This window comes from Amycolatopsis orientalis DSM 40040 = KCTC 9412 (assembly GCF_000478275.1).
Lineage (GTDB): Bacteria > Actinomycetota > Actinomycetes > Mycobacteriales > Pseudonocardiaceae > Amycolatopsis > Amycolatopsis orientalis.
In genome coordinates, this window is sequence record NZ_ASJB01000085.1 from 112,564 (window position 1) to 130,017 (window position 17,454).

The 17,454-nt window shown below is 69.0% G+C and carries 22 protein-coding genes; 12 read left to right on the forward strand and 10 right to left on the reverse strand.

The window, feature by feature from the left end; translation table 11 throughout:
• Positions 1 to 9: 9 nt before the first annotated feature.
• Positions 10 to 1,173 (reverse strand): pyridoxal phosphate-dependent aminotransferase, encoded by a 1,164-nt coding sequence (locus L324_RS35420; RefSeq protein ID WP_037319269.1) that lies wholly within the window; start codon positions 1,171 to 1,173, stop codon positions 10 to 12.
• Between the two features lie 29 nt (positions 1,174 to 1,202).
• Here L324_RS35420 and L324_RS35425 point away from each other — a divergent pair, with 29 nt between their 5' ends.
• Positions 1,203 to 2,501: a DUF445 domain-containing protein gene (locus tag L324_RS35425; RefSeq protein ID WP_037319272.1), complete on the forward strand. Its 1,299-nt coding sequence runs from the start codon at positions 1,203 to 1,205 to the stop codon at positions 2,499 to 2,501.
• 280 nt (positions 2,502 to 2,781) lie between these two features.
• On the opposite strand, the gene L324_RS35430 is transcribed toward L324_RS35425, so the two are convergent.
• Complete coding sequence (locus L324_RS35430; protein WP_037319275.1) at positions 2,782 to 3,249, reverse strand: CGNR zinc finger domain-containing protein; 468 nt, start codon at positions 3,247 to 3,249, stop codon at positions 2,782 to 2,784.
• A gap of 93 nt (positions 3,250 to 3,342) precedes the next feature.
• Here L324_RS35430 and L324_RS35435 point away from each other — a divergent pair, with 93 nt between their 5' ends.
• The 3 genes from L324_RS35435 to L324_RS35445 are packed head-to-tail and all read left to right on the forward strand — an operon-like array spanning position 3,343 to position 4,778.
• The gene (locus L324_RS35435; protein ID WP_037319277.1) at positions 3,343 to 3,711 is read left to right on the forward strand and encodes a VOC family protein; all 369 of its coding nucleotides are present in this window, start codon (positions 3,343 to 3,345) and stop codon (positions 3,709 to 3,711) included.
• Between the two features lie 33 nt (positions 3,712 to 3,744).
• A complete protein-coding gene (locus L324_RS35440; protein ID WP_081736572.1) occupies positions 3,745 to 4,119 on the forward strand; it encodes a TFIIB-type zinc ribbon-containing protein in 375 nt (124 codons plus the stop codon).
• Between the two features lie 2 nt (positions 4,120 to 4,121).
• On the forward strand, positions 4,122 to 4,778 hold the full coding sequence (locus L324_RS35445; RefSeq protein WP_037319282.1) for a P-loop nucleotide/nucleoside kinase family protein: 657 nt from the start codon (positions 4,122 to 4,124) through the stop codon (positions 4,776 to 4,778).
• On the opposite strand, the gene L324_RS35450 is transcribed toward L324_RS35445, so the two are convergent.
• Positions 4,743 to 5,873, reverse strand: coding sequence for a methyltransferase domain-containing protein (locus tag L324_RS35450; RefSeq protein WP_037319285.1), 1,131 nt, complete (start codon positions 5,871 to 5,873; stop codon positions 4,743 to 4,745). The genes L324_RS35445 and L324_RS35450 overlap by 36 nt on opposite strands.
• A 151-nt stretch (positions 5,874 to 6,024) precedes the next feature.
• Here L324_RS35450 and L324_RS35455 point away from each other — a divergent pair, with 151 nt between their 5' ends.
• The 5 genes from L324_RS35455 (at position 6,025) to L324_RS35475 (ending at position 9,492) form a co-directional block, all read left to right on the forward strand.
• Entirely contained in the window at positions 6,025 to 6,456 is a 432-nt protein-coding gene (locus L324_RS35455) for a helix-turn-helix domain-containing protein (protein ID WP_051174284.1), read from the forward strand.
• Positions 6,453 to 7,139: a hypothetical protein gene (locus L324_RS35460; RefSeq protein WP_037319291.1), complete on the forward strand. Its 687-nt coding sequence runs from the start codon at positions 6,453 to 6,455 to the stop codon at positions 7,137 to 7,139. Before L324_RS35455 ends, L324_RS35460 begins: the two co-directional genes overlap by 4 nt.
• Before the next feature lie 85 nt (positions 7,140 to 7,224).
• On the forward strand, positions 7,225 to 7,518 hold the full coding sequence (locus L324_RS35465; RefSeq protein WP_037319293.1) for a DUF2516 family protein: 294 nt from the start codon (positions 7,225 to 7,227) through the stop codon (positions 7,516 to 7,518).
• A gap of 13 nt (positions 7,519 to 7,531) precedes the next feature.
• Positions 7,532 to 8,086 (forward strand): YbaK/EbsC family protein, encoded by a 555-nt coding sequence (locus L324_RS35470; RefSeq protein WP_037319295.1) that lies wholly within the window; start codon positions 7,532 to 7,534, stop codon positions 8,084 to 8,086.
• A complete protein-coding gene (locus L324_RS35475) occupies positions 8,083 to 9,492 on the forward strand; it encodes an aromatic amino acid lyase (protein ID WP_051174281.1) in 1,410 nt (469 codons plus the stop codon). The genes L324_RS35470 and L324_RS35475 overlap by 4 nt, the downstream gene beginning before the upstream one ends.
• Positions 9,493 to 9,517: 25 nt before the next feature.
• On the opposite strand, the gene L324_RS35480 is transcribed toward L324_RS35475, so the two are convergent.
• Entirely contained in the window at positions 9,518 to 10,240 is a 723-nt protein-coding gene (locus L324_RS35480) for an ABC transporter permease (RefSeq protein WP_037319390.1), read from the reverse strand.
• Positions 10,237 to 10,923 carry an ABC transporter permease gene (locus L324_RS35485; RefSeq protein WP_044855321.1) on the reverse strand — a complete coding sequence of 229 codons (687 nt, stop codon included), beginning with the start codon at positions 10,921 to 10,923 and terminating at the stop codon, positions 10,237 to 10,239. The genes L324_RS35480 and L324_RS35485 overlap by 4 nt, the downstream gene beginning before the upstream one ends.
• Before the next feature lie 175 nt (positions 10,924 to 11,098).
• On the opposite strand from L324_RS35485, the gene L324_RS35490 reads away from it, so the two are divergent.
• From L324_RS35490 to L324_RS35500, 3 genes are all read left to right on the forward strand, one after another.
• Complete coding sequence (locus tag L324_RS35490) at positions 11,099 to 11,995, forward strand: ABC transporter substrate-binding protein (protein ID WP_037319300.1); 897 nt, start codon at positions 11,099 to 11,101, stop codon at positions 11,993 to 11,995.
• Between the two features lie 151 nt (positions 11,996 to 12,146).
• Complete coding sequence (locus L324_RS35495) at positions 12,147 to 12,581, forward strand: SRPBCC family protein (protein WP_037319304.1); 435 nt, start codon at positions 12,147 to 12,149, stop codon at positions 12,579 to 12,581.
• Between the two features lie 104 nt (positions 12,582 to 12,685).
• The gene (locus tag L324_RS35500) at positions 12,686 to 13,684 is read left to right on the forward strand and encodes an NADP-dependent oxidoreductase (RefSeq protein WP_037319307.1); all 999 of its coding nucleotides are present in this window, start codon (positions 12,686 to 12,688) and stop codon (positions 13,682 to 13,684) included.
• 85 nt (positions 13,685 to 13,769) lie between these two features.
• Here L324_RS35500 and L324_RS35505 read toward each other — a convergent pair whose 3' ends face one another.
• The 5 genes from L324_RS35505 to L324_RS35525 form a co-directional block, all read right to left on the reverse strand.
• Entirely contained in the window at positions 13,770 to 14,399 is a 630-nt protein-coding gene (locus tag L324_RS35505; RefSeq protein WP_037319309.1) for a pyridoxamine 5'-phosphate oxidase family protein, read from the reverse strand.
• A 16-nt stretch (positions 14,400 to 14,415) separates the two neighbouring features.
• Positions 14,416 to 15,300: a formyltetrahydrofolate deformylase gene (gene purU, locus L324_RS35510; RefSeq protein ID WP_173426439.1), complete on the reverse strand. Its 885-nt coding sequence runs from the start codon at positions 15,298 to 15,300 to the stop codon at positions 14,416 to 14,418.
• Entirely contained in the window at positions 15,278 to 15,937 is a 660-nt protein-coding gene (locus L324_RS35515; protein ID WP_037319313.1) for a DedA family protein, read from the reverse strand. The genes purU and L324_RS35515 overlap by 23 nt, the downstream gene beginning before the upstream one ends.
• A 227-nt stretch (positions 15,938 to 16,164) precedes the next feature.
• Positions 16,165 to 16,962, reverse strand: coding sequence for a methylase (locus L324_RS35520; protein ID WP_037319316.1), 798 nt, complete (start codon positions 16,960 to 16,962; stop codon positions 16,165 to 16,167).
• Positions 16,944 to 17,441 (reverse strand): DUF2505 domain-containing protein, encoded by a 498-nt coding sequence (locus L324_RS35525; RefSeq protein ID WP_037319317.1) that lies wholly within the window; start codon positions 17,439 to 17,441, stop codon positions 16,944 to 16,946. The genes L324_RS35520 and L324_RS35525 overlap by 19 nt, the downstream gene beginning before the upstream one ends.
• Positions 17,442 to 17,454: the final 13 nt, after the last annotated feature.

Genomic DNA, 17,454 nt, shown 5'->3' on the forward strand with positions numbered 1-17,454 from the left:
TCGGACGAGTCACCGCAGTTTGCGCAATCGGGTGACCGCTTCGTCGATGACTTCATTGCGTTTGCAGAACGCGAACCGCAGGAGATGTTTCCACTCTTCCGGGTGATCGGTGAACACCTTCACGGGCACGGCCGCCACGCCCACCCGTTCGGGGAGTTCCCAGGCCAGTTCCGCGGCGTCTTCGAAGCCGAGCGGGCGGACGTCGACGCAGATGAAGTACGTCCCGGCGGTCGGCCGGACGGCGAACCCGGCCTCCGCGAGCCCCGCGGCGAGCCGGTCCCGCTTGTCCTGCAAGCTCGTGCGCAGGTCTTCGGCCCACGGCAGTTCGTGGTCCAGCGCGTGGGCGACGGCGGGCTGCAGCGGGCCGCCCGAGACGAAGGTGATGAACTGCTTCGCCGCCTTCACCGCCGCGACCAGTTCCGGGCTCGCGCAGACCCAGCCGATCTTCCAGCCGGTGCAGTTGAACGTCTTGCCCGCGCTGGAGATCGACACCGTCCGCTCGCGCATACCGGGCAGCGTGGCGAGCGGGAGGTGCTCGGCGTCGTCGAAGACCAGGTGCTCGTACACCTCGTCGGTGATCGCGATCAGGTCGTGCGTCACGCAGAGCGCGGCGACGGCCTCCAGCTCGGCCCGCGTGAACACCGTGCCGGTGGGGTTGTGCGGCGAGTTGATCAGGATCGCCCTGGTCCGCTCGGTCACCGCCGCGCGGAGGCCCTCGATGTCGAGCGCGAACCGGCCGTCGCGTTCCACCAGGCCGACGACGCGCCGCTCCGCGCCCGCCATGGCGACCGCGGCCGCGTAGGAGTCGTAATACGGCTCGATGACGATGACCTCGTCGCCCGCCTGCGTCAGCGCGAGCAACGAGGCCGCGATGGCTTCGGTCGCCCCCGCGGTGACGAGGATCTCGGTGTCCGGGTCGTAGTCGGTGCCGTACCGGAGGCGGTGCCGCGCGATGGCCGCGCGCAGCTCCGGGCGCCCGGGACCCGGCGGATACTGGTTCGCACCGCCGAACAGGGCGTTCTTGGCGGCGTCGAGCATTCCGGCCGGCCCGTCGGTGTCGGGGAAACCCTGGCCGAGGTTGACGGCGTCGTGGCGTACTGCCAGCGCCGTCATCTCCGCGAAGATGGTCGACGTGAAGGGCTGGAGGCGGGGGACGAGGACGGGTTCGCGCACGATCAGTCATCCTCACGGACAATGGCGGTGTGGAGCAACTGACGCCCGCCAAGGTGACCCCAGCCGATCCGCCCGGTGGAACCGCCGCCGAGGAGGAGAAGCGCCGCGGCCTGCGCAAGATGAAGATGGTCGCGCTGTCGTTCCTGCTCGGCGCCACGGTGATCTTCCTGCTGACCAGCTGGGCCGAGGCCGCCGGCTGGCCGGGCTGGGTCGGCTACGTCCGCGCCGCCGCCGAAGCCGGGATGGTCGGCGCGCTCGCCGACTGGTTCGCGGTGACGGCGCTGTTCCGGCATCCGCTGCGGATCAAGATCCCGCACACCGCGATCATCCCGAACAAGAAGGACGCGCTGGGCAGCAGCCTCGGTGACTTCGTCGGCTCGAACTTCCTGTCCGAGTCGGTGATCCGCGAGAAGCTGAGCCGCGTCGAGGTCTCGAAGCGCCTCGGTGGCTGGCTCTCGCAGCCGCAGAACTCCGAACGCGTGACGTCCGAGCTGGCCACCGTCGTGCGCGCCGCGGTCAAGGTGCTCCGCGACGAAGACGTCCAGGCGATCATGGAACAGGCCGTGGTCAAGCGGATCGTGGACAAGCCGTGGGGCCCGCCGCTGGGCAAGATCCTGGAGGGCGTGTTCGCCGACGGGGCGCACCACAAGCTGGTGGACCTGATGTGCGACCGCGCCTACGAATGGGTGCGGGACAACCACACGACGATGCTGCGCGTGGTGTCGGACCGGGCGCCGAGCTGGTCGCCGAAGTTCGTCGACGAGATGCTCGCGGACAAGGTCTACGGCGAGGTGCTGTCCTTCGTGTGGGCGGTGAAGACCGACGTCAACCACCCGATGCGGCTGGCGCTGGACAAGTTCCTCGGCGAGTTCGCCCTCGACCTGCAGACCAACCCCGAGGTGATGGCGCGCGCCGAGCAGGTCAAGTCCCAGATGCTGGGGCACGACGAGGTGCAGAAGCTGATCGGCTCGGCCTGGGCGACGGCGAAGGAGATGCTGCTCAACGCCGCCGAGGACCCGTCGAGCGAACTGCGGCGCCGCGTGCGCACCGGCCTCGAAGCGCTCGGCGGGCGGCTCGTCTCCGACGACCACATCCGGTCCAAAGTGGACAACTGGGTGGAGGGGGCGGCGGCCTACCTGGTCACGCACTACTCCAAGGAGATCACCACGATCATCACCGACACCGTGGAGCGCTGGGACGCCGAGGAGACCTCGCGCAAGATCGAGCTGCAGGTGGGCCGGGATCTGCAGTTCATCCGGATCAACGGCACGGTGGTCGGCGCGCTCGCCGGGCTGGTCATCTACGCGGTCGCGCAGCTGCTCTTCTGAGCGGCGGCGCCTATACCACACTCCGGAGGCCTCGCCGGGAGTTGTCCACAGGAAGTGGAGTCATCCCCAGGGTTATCCACAGCTTTTCACGTCTTTGGCCTAACGGTGTGCACAACCCCTGGGGGTAACTCGGGGGTGGGTGACCCCAGAAGTTGTGGTGAGGGCGGCGGTGCGCGGTGGGCCGAGCCGGAGCTGAAGGGCGCTTTCCCCGCATGCGACGCGAGGAAAGCGCCCTTCGCTGCATGAGATGCGGTGAAGGGCCCCTTCGGCTCCCGCCGACTCAGGTCGAGACGTCCGCCGTCCGCGCCCGCCACGCGCGTGCCTTCTCCCGGTTCCCGCACGACCGCATCGAGCACCACGTCCGCGACCGGTTGCGCGACTCGTCGTAGAACGCCCACAGGCAGTCGTCCGCCGGGCAGATCTTGAGCCGGATCCATTCGCCGCGCACGGTCAGCCGGATCGACGCCGCCATCACCGCTTCGCTGACCGATTCCGCGACCAGGAGCGGGCCTTCCGGGCCGAGGACGATCTCCGAGGGCGCGCGCAGCCCGAGCCGGGGCAGTCGCGGATCGCCGATCGCCGCCCGCAGCGCGTCCCGGGTTTCACGCGCGGCCGCGGGGGTATCCGCGCGCAGCCGGTGATCGCGGGCCCAGCGTTGCCAGGTCTCCAGATCGTCCAAGAGGTCGGTGCCGCGTTCGACGTTCACCGTGTTCAAAAACTCGACCACCAGGGACGCGTCGGTGTTCACCTCGCCCAGTGTACGGGCGAGACCTGTTGTCATCGGCAGCGATAACCCCCATAATCAGTTCACTGGTTACTCGATCATTCTGGAGGCTGAACCATGGGTGCGGTACCGACCTTCGGCGCGGTGGCCCTCGACTGCCCGGACCCGGTCGCGCTGGCGGAGTTCTACCGCGAGCTGCTCGACTGGAAGGCCGCGGAAGTCGCCGAAGACGGCCACTGGGTGACCCTGCGGAACCCGGAGGGCGGCGCGCGCTTCTCCTTCCAGCGCGTCCCGGACTACCGGCCGCCCGCGTGGCCGTCCGCCGAGAACCCGCAGCAGGCGCACGTCGACCTCGACGTCACCGATCTCGAAGCCGGTCACGAGCGGGCGCTGGCCATCGGCGCGAAGCTGCTGGACGACAGCCCGGAGACCTTCCGCGTGTACGCGGATCCCGCCGGGCACCCGTTCTGCCTGTGCGCCTGCTGACCTCGGCGGCGAAAAATGCGTAATCTCTGATACGTGATTTGTCCGAAGTGCCAGAACGTCATGAAGACCGTCGACAAGAACGGTGTCCACATCGACCAGTGCCAGGGATGCCGCGGCATCTTCCTGGACCGGGGTGAGCTGGAGGCCATCGCCAACGCCGAGACTTCGTACTACGGCGGGCATCAGCCTCCGCCGTATCAGGGAGGTGGACACGCGCCCGCCCCGCACTACGGGCGGCCGGATTCCCCGCGTCCGCATCGCGGCGGCTACGCCGACTCGCCGAAGGGGTACCGGGGCGGCGGTTACGCGGACTCGCCCAAGGGTTACCGAGGCGGCTACAAGGATTCCCCGCACGCGTACGGCCACAAGCGCCGTAAGGGCGGCTTCCTCGAAGGCCTCTTCGACTGACCGTGGTCCTCGATCTCAAGATCTGCCCGGCCTGCGGCGATCGCGCCGACCGGCCACAAGTCGAGAGCGGGCTGCTGGTGTGCGCGGAATGCGCCCACCGGTGGCCGTTCCGGCGGCTCCCGTTGTTCGCGCTGACCGGTCCGAGTGGGGCGGGTAAGTCGACGGTCGGGCCGCGGCTGGCGGAACGGCTCGGCGACCTCGCCCTCGTGGTCGAGCAGGACGTGCTGTGGACAGGGGCGTTGCGCGACGACGTCCCCGGCCATCCCGCGTTCCGGTCGACCTGGTTGCGGATGGCGGCGATGCTGCACCAGAACGGGCGGCCGGTCGTGCTCTGCGGCACCGTCGCGCCGCCCGAATTCGAGCGGTTGCCCGAGCGCGTCTTCTTCTCCGACATCCACTACCTGGCACTCGTCAGCGAGCCGGACGCCCTGCGCAAACGCTTGCTGGCGCGGCCGGCCTGGCGCGAGTGGGACGAGGAACGCGTCGAGGAGATGCTGGAGTTCAACGACTGGCTGCGGCGGGAAGCGGCGTCGCTGGAGCCGCCGGTCGAGTTGTTCGACACCACCCACATCCCGGTGGACACCGCCGTCGACCGGGTAGAGGCATGGGTGCGGGGCCTCCTCTCAAGAGGACAGCGGCCAGGTACGGCCGTCGGGTGAATCCAGCCAGATCACCTGGTCCTCGCCGTCGAGGCTGAGCCCGAACCGGTCCCGCCACGGCTGGCCGAGTTCGAGCCATTCCTCTTGCGCGTTTTCGACCAGCTCCCACAGCCGCCGCGGGCCGCCTTCCGCCACCTCGAAGAAGCGGCCCGCTCGCCGGTGCCGGACCCAGGAGCCGTCCGCGTGGACCAGTGCGGTGTTCCGGCCGTCCCGCATGGCCGTCACGCCGGGAAGCTGGAGCCCGGCGAAGAACTCGAAGCGGCTGCGGACTTCCGTGATGGCTCCCATCGGCAGCCGGGTCGGCCGCCAGGAGACGTCGCCTTCGGGCACCTTCGACGGTTTGAAGCGGTGCGCGCGCAGCGGCATGAAACGACCGTCGCGGGCGAGCACCCGCCCGTGTCCCGTCGCGCCCTCGCCCGCGACGATCCGGACGAGCCCGCCGCCGATCGGCCGGTTCAGCGTGGTGACGATCAGCCCGCCCGGCACCGTCTGCTCCAGCCACGCGGGCGGGATCGACGACACCGAGCACGTGCACAGGACGCGGTCGTAGAGGACGCCCGCCGGGTACCCGTCCGCGCCGTCGGCCGCGGCGCACGAAGGCGCATACCCGGCCTCCGCGAGCCGCTTGCGCGCGGCGTCCACCAGATCCGGGTCGATGTCCACTGTGTACACGAGCCCGGAGCCGAGCCGCTGGCACAGCAGGGCGGCGTTGTAGCCGGTGCCCGTGCCGATCTCCAGTACCCGGTGCCCGTCGGCGACCCGGAGCTCCTCGAGCATGATCGCCATGATCGACGGCATGCTCGACGAACTCGTCGGCGTCCCCGGCTGCGCGCCCAGATAGCGCGCGCGTTCCCAGAGTCCGGAATCGTCGTCGAGCTGGATGACGAGCACGTCGGGTGAGTAGACGCGTTCGAGCCAGCCGTCGTCACCGCTCTGCATCGCGGCCCAGCCGTCGGCCGCCGGGACGAAGAACCGCGGCAGGAAGACGTGCCGGGGCACGGTGCGGAACGCGGTCATCCACCGCGCGTCGTGCAGTACGCCTTCGGCGAGCAGATGCTCGACGAGGCGCCGTCGTAGCCGCGTCGCGTTCGACACCCCTCCACGGTAGCCGGGTGAGCGCCAACACACCCGATAGTTGCAAGCAGTGTGCTTGCAATAGCTAGCACTCGGGCGTAGCGTTGAAGACGTCGCGAGGAGGTGACCGATGTCAGACACCAACCGGGACCAGCCCACATCGGGCGGGCCGATGGAGAAGGTCGCGGACATCGCTTCCGACATCGGCGAGTACATCCGCCAGCAGCGCAGCAACGCGAAGATCTCCTTGCGGCAGCTGTCGAAACTCGCCGGCGTGTCCAATCCGTACCTGAGTCAGATCGAGCGCGGGGTCCGCAAACCCAGTGCGGAGATCCTGCAGCAGATCGCCAAAGGCCTGCGTATCTCGGCCGAGGCGCTCTACGTGCAAGCGGGAATCCTCGATCTGCCGACAGGCGGCCCGGTCGGCGACGCGATCCGCGCCGACACCGAGCTGACCGAACGGCAGAAGCAGGTCCTGCTCGACGTCTACGAATCGTTCCGCCGCGAGAACGCCGCCGCGACGCCAGTGCAGGCGGCGCGGGCGAAAACCCCAGACACGGCGCCCTCGACCACAGAGGGCGCGGAATCCAAGGAGTCAGCATGACCACCGCCACGAAGAACAAGACCGACCGCAAGACCGGCCACTCGGCCCTCGACCAGGTCCGCACCCCGCTGCTCGCCGCGCTGGGCGCCGGCAACCTCGCGGGCCAGGCCGTCGTCGACGCCGTGAGCAAGGCCAAGGAGAAGGTCGTCGAGGGCAGCGAGACCGCTCGCAAGAACATCGAAGAGCTCCCGCACGACGTCGAGGGCCTCCGCGAGAAGCTGGACCCGGCCGAGCTGCGCAAGGTCATCGACGAGTACACCGAGGCCGCGCTGAAGCTGTACAACAAGCTGGCCGAGTCCGGTGAGCAGGCGTGGGACAAGATCGCCTCGCAGCCGCAGGTCAAGAAGGCCATCGAGCAGCTCGAGGACGCGCTGAGCACCGCGCAGGACCGCGTCGAGGAAGCGACCACCGACGCCCGTGAGCGCATCGACACCGTGCTCGGCAAGGTCACCAAGGGCACCCGCTCGGTGGGCGAGAAGACCGCCCGCAAGGTGACCGAGGTCGCCGGCGAGATCGCCGACGAGGTCGAGGAGATCGGCGACGACCTGGCGCACGAGACCCGCTCGGCTTCGCGCAAGGTCGCCAACAAGACCGCGCCGAAGACCACCACCCCGGTGCGCCGCACCACCACCAGCCCGGCCGCCAAGAAGCCGGCCACCGCGCCGAAGACGACCGAGAAGTAAGGTCCGCGTGAATCCCAGGGCCCCTGGTGCCGGCTTCGGCACCAGGGGCCCGGGTCATTCGCCCGGTTTGACGTAAGCTGACTTCGTGTTCGTTGCCACCTGGATCCTCATCGCCATCCATTGGGGCGGCGCACTGACGGGGCTGTTCGCTTTCGTGCATGCGCTGCTGCAGCGTGCGGACGCGTATTCGGCCGCCGATCGCAAGACCAAGCCCATCTGGATGCTCATCACCGGTGGGGCCACCGCCGTGCTGACCCTCTTCGAGTTCTGGGGCGGCGGCATGATCCTGTGGCTGCCCGCACTGGTCGCGGTCCTGGTCTACCTCGTGGACGTCCGCCCGAAGCTCATCGAGGTGCAACGCGGCGGCCGTAACTGGTGATTATTGTGGGCTCGTGACTGACTGGACCATCGCCGGAAGCCTCACCGTCGTCCCCGCCCCCTCCCGCCCGGATCTGCTCGCCGAGCCGGTCGCCAAGGCACTCGCCGCGCTCGCCGATCCCGACGTCGTGGGCGTCGCCGAGATCGACGCCGAACTGGCCGACACCGCCGCGTTCTGCGAGGCCTACGGCTCACCTCTTTCCGCGTCCGCGAACTGCGTCGTCATCGCGGGCAAACGCGCCGGCGAGGTCCGCTTCGCCGCCGCGATGATCCTCGCCACCACCCGAGCCGACGTGAACGGCGTGATCAAGCGCCGCCTCGACGTCCGCAAGGCGTCCTTCGCGCCGATGGACGAGGCCGTCTCGCTCACCGGCATGCAGTACGGCGGCATCACGCCGGTCGGCCTGCCCGGGGAGTGGCCGATCCTGATCGACCAGCGCGTCGCGGACGAGCCCGAACTGATCATCGGGAGCGGTATCCGCGGCAGCAAGCTGCTGATCTCGGGTCCGGCGCTCGCCTCCCTGCCCGGCGCCGAGGTGATCGACGGTCTCGCGCGTCCCATCGAGTGAGGCTGTCCACAAAGGACTTCGAGCTGGCTTCGGCGTTCGAGGCCTGCTCCCTCGAGATCGACCCCGCGTTGCTGGCGAAGCTCGGTGAAAACCGCGCCCGTGTCCTCGCGGCCCTGACCGATCGCCCGGTCTACGGCGTGAACACCGGCATGGGACGGCTCGCCGGAGTCGCGCTCGGCACGATGGAGAGGCATCAGCGGAACCTGCTGATCGGGCGCGCGGTCGGCGGCCCGCCATGGCTCGCGGCCGATGAGGTGCGCTGGCTCTTTCTGGTGCGCCTGCGGGATCTGCTCGCGCCCGAGGCGGGCGCGAGCCCGGAGCTGGTGACGTTCCTCGTCGACCGGCTGAACGAGGGGTTCACCCCCGCCGTGCCGAGGACTGGACTCGGCAGCGCGGGCGAGATCATCCCGCTGGCGCACGCCTTCCAGACCTTTCTCGGTGTCGGGACCGTGCTGGTGGACGGCGTCGAGACGCCCGCGTCGGAGGTGCTGGCGAAGCCGTACGGGTTGGGGCTCAAGGAAGGCGCGACGCTCATCCAGGGTTCGCCGCTGGCCGAGACGCTCGCGGCTTTCGCGCTGGCCGAGGTCCGGCGGCTGGTGGAGCTGCAGACCCTGACCGCGGCGATCGCGATCGACGTCCTCGGTGCGCCGCGCGCGGTCTACCGTCCCGCGTCGGCGGGCGACGACGAAACGCTGCGTGCGGTGCTGGTCGAACTGGGCGGGCTGATCCGCGGTTCGGCCGAGCGCGCGGAGGTCGTCCAGGCGCCGGTCTCCGTGCGGGTCGCGCCCCGCGCGATCGCCCATCTGAGGCGGGTCGCCGGCGAACTGGACGAGGCCCTGCGACGGTCGATGCCGACCGACTCGCCCGCGTTCCTCGACGGCGAATTCGTGTCCACGACGGGTTTCCACGCCGTCGAACTCGGTCTGCGGATGGACGCGGTGACGGCGGCGCTGGTGCATCTCGGCGAGGTCGGCGTCCAACGGATGCACCGGTTGCTGGACGAGCGGTTCAGCGGTCTGCCCATGCAACTCACGCCGGATCCGGGGCCGCAGGCGGGCTTGGTGCCGCTGCACAAACGCGCGGTGGGGGAGCTGCACGCGCTGCGGCGGCTGGCCTGCCCGGCGACGTTGGGTTCCGTCGAGACTTCGGCTGGACAGGAGGACGTGCAGGCGTTCGCCTGGGCGGCCGGGAACCAGCTCCGCGACGCGTGCGCGCGGATGTTCGCCATCACGGCCTGTGAGCTGATCGCGGGTTCACAGGCGCGGTGGCTGGCGTCCGGGGACGGCGCCGCCGGGCTTCAGGCGACATATGGCCGGCTACGCGAACTCGTCCCCCCGCTCGCGGAGGACCGGTCGTTGGGCCCCGAGGTGACGGCTTTGGTTTCGGTACTGACTCGTGAGTGGTAATGACGGTTCTAACCGTCATTACCACTCACGAGAAGGACGTGGCATCCGCGCGGGTCTGGATCGCCAGCCCGCGCGGGGTCACCCAGCGCGTGATGAGCGCGAACGCGGCTTCACACACCAAAGCCAGTACGACGACGGCGATCCCGCCCGCGAGAATCTCGCCACGGCCCGGATCCCCGAGTGCGAAACCGTCCACAATGTACCGTCCGAGCCCGCCGCCGTCGTTGACGATCGCGCCGATCGCGACGGTCGCCACCAGTTGCAGGAACGCGACGCGGGCACCCGCGAGGATGACCGGTGACGCGAGCGGCAACTCCAGGCGCAGCATGATCTGCCATTCGCGGTGACCGGTTCCGCGCGCGGCGTCGATGGTCTCCTGCTCCAGCTGGATGACGCCCGCGTAGGTGTTCGTGAACAACGGCGGCAACGCCAAGGCCACCAGCGCGAGCATCAACGGCCAGAACGTCGTGTCGACTTCGAGCCGGGAAGCCAGGAACCAGAACAGGATCACGAGTCCGAAGCTGGGGATCGCGCGGCCGATGTTCACCGCGCTCGTCGCGAGGAACTGCGCGCGCCGGTAGTGCGCCAGCCACAACGCGGGCGGGATCGTCAGCACGGCCGAAATCGCCAAGGCCAGCAAGGAGAACTGGAGATGCTCGAGCGTCCGGTACGGGATACCCGCCGGCTCGGTCCAGCTCCAGCGGTCCGGTTCGCCGAACCAGTCGATGGTCTGGTCGATGATGCTCATCGCGACGCCGCCTTCCGCGACCACGGCGCGAGCGCGCGCCCACCGAGCCACAGCAGCAGATCCACGACGACGGCGAGCACCACCGAAAGCCCGACGCCGACGATGATCGACGTCGGATTCGGTGTCGCGGTCTGGATCCCGTTGCGGATGAAGTACCCCAGCCCGCCCTTGCCGAGCATGGAAGTCACCGTCACGAGCCCGATCGTGGTCACCGCCGCGACCCGCAGGCCCGCGATCACCACCGGCAGCGCGAGCGGGAGTTCGACCTGCCACAGCAGTCGTGAACGCGTGAAACCCATGCCTATCGCGGCTTCGCGGACTTCCTTGGGCACCTGCTCGACGCCGGTGACGATATTGCGGATCAGGATCAGCAAGGTGTACGTCGCCAACGGGATGACCGCGGTCGTGAAGGACGTCAGGCCGGTGAACGGCACCAGCACGGCGAAGGCGCCGAGACTCGGGATGACGTACAGCGAACCGGCCGTGCTCAGCGCGACGACGTAGAACCACCGGCGACGCAGCGAAACCACGGAAACACCGATCGACACCACCAGTCCGATGGCGAGCGCCGCCGCCGTCAGCGTGACGTGCTCACCGAGCCGTTCGAGGATCTCGTCGAAATGGCGGTCCACCCAGCGCCATTCGAACAGCGGCCGCCCGCTTTGGGACGGCACCGGGAACACGGAAGACGCACGCACCGGCCGACCTTACCCCGTTCGGGCGGCCGGATTCCGTTCTCTGGGAGCACAGGGGGCGGAACTCTCAAAATGTGGATTCTGTCGTGACCCGGAGATACTGTCCAGTCGTCTGTTCGAGTCATAGGAGTGTGTGCACGTGCGCTGGACACGGAATGTTCGAGTGGGCGCGGTGCTCGCCGCCGCCGTCCTCGGTATGACCGCCTGTGGGGGTGGCGACGACGCGGCGACCCCGGCCGTGCAGAGCAAAGGCGGGGCGCCGATCGTCGTCGCCTCCTTCAACTTCACCGACAGCCTGATCCTCGCCGAGCTGTACGCGAACGCGCTGGAGGCCAAGGGCTACCCGATCACCCGCAAACTGAACCTCGGCTCGCGCGAGCTGATCTACCCGGCGCTGAAGTCCGGCGAACTGCAGTTCATCCCGGAGTACCAGGGCGCCGCCATCACCACCGGTTTCGGCAAGGAAGCCGCGAAGGACGCGGCGGGCGAGCACGAGCAGCTCAAGAAGCTGTTCGAGGCCGACGGCATCGGCCTGCTGGACTACTCGCCGGCGGAGGACAAGAACACCTACATCGTGAAGGCCGACCTCGCCAAGGAGAAGGGCCTCACGAAGATCAGCGACCTGTCCAAAGTCGACAACGTCATCGTCGCGGGCGGCCCGGAGTGTGAGAAGCGGCTTCCCTGCTTCAAAGGCTTCACGGACGTCTACAAGCTGAAGGCCACTTTCCAGACCGTGCAGGAAGCCGGCCCGCGCGTCGAGCAGCTGCGGTCCGGCAAGGTCACCGTCATCCCGGTCGACTCGGTGAGCCCGCTCGTCGGCGACCCGCAGTTCGTGGCGCTGGAGGACGACCTCGCCATCGTCCCGACCGAGAACGTCGTGCCCGCGGTGAACAAGAAGGTCCTCGACGAGCGCGGCGCCGACTTCGCGGCCGCGGTCAACGCCGTCAGCAAGGCACTGGACACCGTGCAGCTGCGTGAGCTGAACAAGCGCGTCGACTCGGACGGCGAGAAGCCGGGCGACGTCGCGAAGGACTGGCTGAAGGAGAAGTCCCTCATCTAGCTCCCCGCGCGCGCCATGAAAGGTCCTTTCCTTGCAAATTTCGCAAGGAAAGGACCTTTCATGGCGTTCGGGGCAGGGGGGCGCCCGCTCCGGTCGCACTCAGCGGTGGAATCGTGGACGCTGTCTTGCCACACGGGTGAAAGGGAGTGGGATGGGAAAGGTCACCGCCATCGCGGAGCGCACCATCGAGGCGCCGGCCGACAAAGTCAGGGCGCTCGTCGCGGACTACGCCGAGACCCGCCCGAAGCTGCTGACGGAGCACTACCGCGACTACGAGGTCACCGAAGGCGGCGTCGGAGCGGGCACGAAGGCGAGCTGGAAGCTGCAGGCGACGTCGAAGCGCGTGCGTGACGTCGCCGCGACGGTGACAGAGCCCGCCGAAGGCACCTTCGTCGAGACCGACGCGAACTCCAGCATGGTCACCACCTGGACCGTCCGCGAGGTGCCGGAAGGCAGCCTCGTCCGGATCGAGACGACCTGGGACGGCGCGGGCGGCATCGGCGGCTTCTTCGAGCGGACCTTCGCGCCCGGCGGCCTCAAGCGGATCTACGAGGGGGTCCTCGGCAAACTCGCCGAGATCGTGTAGCGCTCGCCACAATCGGAATGGTCGCCCCGGTTAGCTGGTTGTACCCGTCGTGAATACGGGGCGATCGCCCCGCTTGTAGTGCGCAACAGACTTGGAGTCACCCCGTGAACGCAACCGAGATCCGGCTCGCCTCCCGTCCCCACGGTGTCCCGACGCTCGAGAACTTCGAGATCGCGGACGTCGAGATTCCGACGCCCGGCGAGGGGCAGATCCTGGTCCGCAACCAGATCCTGAGCGTGGACCCGTACATGCGCGGCCGGATGAGCAGCGCGAAGTCCTACGCCGAGCCGTACGAGGTCGGCAAGGTCATGCACGGCGGGGCCGTCGGCGAGGTCGTCGAGTCGAACGTCGAGGACTTCAAGCCGGGCGACATCGTGCTGCACGGCCTCGGCTGGCGTTCGCACGCCGTCGTCGCCGCCAAGCACGCCGTGAAGGTCGACCCCGACGCCGCGCCGGTCTCGGCGTACCTCGGCGTCCTCGGCATGACCGGACTCACCGCGTACGCCGGGCTGCTGGAGGTCGCGGAGTTCAAGGAGGGCGACACCGTCTTCGTGTCCGGCGCGGCGGGTGCCGTAGGCTCCGTCGTCGGCCAGCTGGCGAAGCTGAAGGGCGCGAAGCGGGTCATCGGCAGCGCGGGCACGGACGAGAAGGTCAAGTGGCTGACCGACGAGCTGGGCTTCGACGCGGCGTTCAACTACAAGGACGCCCCGGTCATCGAGCAGCTGCGCGCGGCGGCGCCCGAGGGGATCGACGTGTACTTCGACAACGTCGGCGGTGAGCACCTCGAAGCGGCCATCGACTCGATCAACCTGCACGGCCGGATGGCGATCTGCGGGATGATCTCGGTCTACAACAACACCGAACCGGCCGCGGCGCCGCGGAACCTCGCGTCGATCATCGCGAAGCGGTTCACCATGCGCGGCATGCTGGTCGGCGACCACTTCGCGCTGCAGCCGCAGTTCGTCAAGGAGGTCGCGCCGCTGGTCGCCTCCGGCGACCTCAAGTACTCCGAGACCATTGTGGACGGTATCCGCAATGCGCCGCAGGCATTCCTGGACCTGCTGGGCGGCGCGAACACCGGCAAGATGCTGGTCCGCGTCTGACCCGGAGCCGAAGGACGCTTTCCCCGCATCTCATGCGAGGAAAGCGTCCTTCGCCGCGTCCGATGCGGGGAAAGTTCCCTTCAGCTCAGTACTGAGTAGTGAGGGCACCTTCGGTCAGCGCGGCATCCAGCTGCTCCGCCGACATGTCCAGGTTCATCTGGTCGCGGAAGATCTGCCCGGCGGTCGGCAGACTGGACCGCTCCGGCCACGTCTCCGGCTTCCACAGCGAAGACCGCAGGAAAGCCTTGGCGCAGTGCATGTACAGCTGCTCGACCTCGACCAGGATCGCCAGCACCGGCCGCTTCCCCTTGACCACGAGGTCGTCGAAGAACGGCGCGTCCGCGACCAGTTTCGCGCGGCCGTTGATCCGCAGCGTCTCGTTCATCCCCGGCACCAGGAACAGCAGCCCGGCGTACGGGTTGTCGAGGATGTTGGTCTGGCTGTCGAGCAGCTTGTTGCCCGGCCGGTCCGCCAGCACCAGCGTCTTGTCGTCCAGCACCTTCACGGCACCGGCCGGGTCACCGCGCGGGGAGACGTCACAGGTCCCGTCGGACGACGCCGTCGCCAGCAGGTAGAACGGCGAGTGCTCGATCAGGGTGCGAGCGTGCGGGTCGATGAAGGGGATGATCTTCCCCTTCGTCCTTTCCGCCGGATGACCGAGGTGCTCGCGGAGCGCTTCGTGCGTCTCGATCACTTTGATCTCTGGAGTCCCCATGGACTCCAGTCAACCACTAGAACACGACGGTCCGGTTCCCGTGCACCAGAACGCGGCCTTCCAGATGCCACCGCAGCCCGCGCGCCAGCGTCACCTTTTCGATGTCGCGGCCCTTGCGGACCATGTCCTCGACCGAGTCGCCGTGGTCGACGCGGATGACGTCCTGGTCGACGATCGGGCCCGCGTCGAGATCGGCGGTGACGTAGTGGCAGGTCGCGCCGATGAGTTTCACCCCACGCGCGTGGGCCTGGTGATACGGCCGCGCGCCGACGAAGGACGGCAGGAAGCTGTGGTGGATGTTGAGCGCCCGCCCGGCCCAGGCTTCGCACAGTTCCGGGGGCAGGACCTGCATGAACCGGGCGAGGACGACGGCGTGCGGGTCGTGTTCGTCGACCAGTTTCCGCACCTCGGCGAAGGCGGGCGCCTTGGCCTCGGCGTCGCCGGCGGGGAACGGGACGTGGTGGAACGGGATGCCGTGGGCGCGGGTGATGTCGCCCAGTGACGCGTGGTTGCCGATGACCGCGGCGACGTCGACGTCCAGTTCGCCGGACGCGACGCGGCCGAGGAGGTCGTAGAGACAGTGCCCGGCCTTGGAGACCAGGATCACGGCCCGCCGTCGCTCGCCGGTATCGCTGACCTGCCAGCTCGACTCGGCCGAAAGCGACTTCGCGACTTCGGCGAAGCGCGTGCGCAGTCCGGCGGCGTCGAACGGGAGCGAGTCTGCGCGAACGACCTGGCGGGTGAAGAACCAGCCGGTGTCCGGGTCGGTGTGGTACGCGGCTTCGACGATCCAACCGCCGTGCTCGGCGAGGAAACCCGAGATCCGGGCGATGATGCCGGTGCGGTCGGGGCAACCGAAGGAGATCACGTAGCGGCGTTCAGGGTTCGACACGCACTCCATTGTCGCTGGTCCCGGCCGCGGCGCGGCGCCGGGTCAGGATGCCGACGCGGACGCGCCGCCCGATCTCGATCGCCCCGACCAGCAGCAGGCCGAGCGCGAAGGACAGCAGAAGGCCCTTCTCCGGTTCGTCCGCGAAGGTCGCTCCGCCGACGAGACCGATCAGGACGCTGTACACCGCCCAGACGCTCGCGCCGAGGGCGTCGAGCGGGACGAACTTGTGCGGCGGGTAGCCGAGGCTGCCGTTCGCGAGCCCGCTGGCGACGCGGCCGCCGGGCAGGTAGCGGGCGGCGAGGATCAGCAGGACGGCATTGCGCTGGACCTGGATCTTCGCCCATTCGTAGCGCCGGACCCCGTCCGGACCACGCTGCAGGCGGGCGAGCGCGCGAGGGCCCGCGGCGGCGCCGACGGTGTAACCGAGACAGTCGCCCAGCCAGGCCCCGAGCGCGGCGACCAGGGCGAGCAGCGCCAGTTGCGGAAGCTCCGGGCCGATGAGGACGGCGACGGTGATGACGGTCGTCTCACTGGGCATGAACGGCAGGAGCGCGTCCAACCCGGACACGAGGAACACGATCACCCAGAGCCAGGGTGATCCCAGCGTGCCCTCGAGCAGCCCGGTGACGTACTCCAGTAGTTCCACGGTCCCATGGTGATCACCGCAGGTCGCATCGGGATGACGGAGCGGGGTTATACCGGTGAATTCCTAGGCCGTGTCCTGTAAGTCTGTTCGATGGGCTTCGTGATCCAGGTGGTTCCTGGCGGTGCGGGCGGATCGGCCTCGTACCGGGTCGTACTCGGCCGCATCCGCCCGTGCCGTCAGGGACCGCCTGGGCGCGAAGACCGCGAACAAGACTTGCAGGACATGGCCTAGCCGGGGGCCACCGAAGACCACGGCACGGTGAGTTCACCGAGCCGCCACCGCGACGGCCGGTTCAGCACCGGCCAGCCCCGGGCGGTGAGCAGATGGACGGTATGCGCCCAGCGGGCCCGGACGCCGAAGTTCTGATGCGGCGCCGCCGTCGCCCAGCAAGTGTCCAGAGTGGACAGAAGATCGTGGACGCGTTCGCCGGGAACGTTGCGGTGGATGAGAATTTTGGGCAGTCTTTCGGCCACTGTGGACGGACGTTCCAGGCTCGCGAGATGGACCGAGATGGTCAGCGCGCGGGGTCCGTCGTGCCCGACGGCGACCCAGGTGCTCAGCCGTCCGATCTCGTCGCAGGTGCCTTCGACGAGGAGCCCGTCCGGAGCCATCGCGTCCAGCATCAGCGACCAGGCCCCGGCGACCTCGGCCTCGTCGTACTGCCGCAGCACGTTGAACGCGCGCACCAGCACCGGTCGCGTCCCGGCCAGCTCGAAACCGCCGCGCCGGAAGTCCAGCCACGGCCGGTCGACGGCGGATTGCGCCACGGCCACCCGTTCGGCGTCCAGTTCCAGGCCCAGCACCCGGACGTCGCGGCGGACCGAGCGCAGCCACCGCGCCATCTCCACCGTGGTCACCGGCGAGGCGCCGTAGCCGAGGTCCACCACGAGCGGTTCGTGCGCCCGGCGCAGCAGCCGGGTCACCCCGGCGTCGCCCGCGAGCCACCGGTCCACACGGCGGAGGCGGTTCGGGTTGGTCGTCCCGCGTGTCGGTGCCCCGACCGGTTTCAGCGCTCGGCCAGCCACTTCGCGACGAATTCCGCTTCGCGCTCCAGCAGCTTGACGACCTGTTCGGCGATCACGTTCTCCAGCTTCCCGCCGACGAACGGGATCCGCACCTTGACCTCGCCGCTGTTGACGAGCGTCGTCTGCTCGCCGTCGCCGGTCAGCGACGTCTTCGCGGTGATCTCGCCCGGCACGCCCTGGACGGACGCCGTCGCGCCACCGGTGTACCCGGTGCCGCCGGCACGCCAGATCTGCTCGCGTTCGACGACGAGGTCGCCGCGGTGCAGGGTCCGCACGGCGGACGGGAGCTTGTCCGAGCTGATGCCCTGACGCAGCTTGTAGCGCACCCCGTCCTCGGCCGGGACGTACTCCAGCAGTTCCGCGTCGTCGCCGCCGATCTGCTCCAGCCTGGCCCGGAGTGCCGCTTCGCTCGCCACCGCGTCCCACGCGCTCGCGAGGTCGGCGGAGAAGGTCGTGCGGTGCTCGATACGGGAGGCCATGGCGCCAGACAGT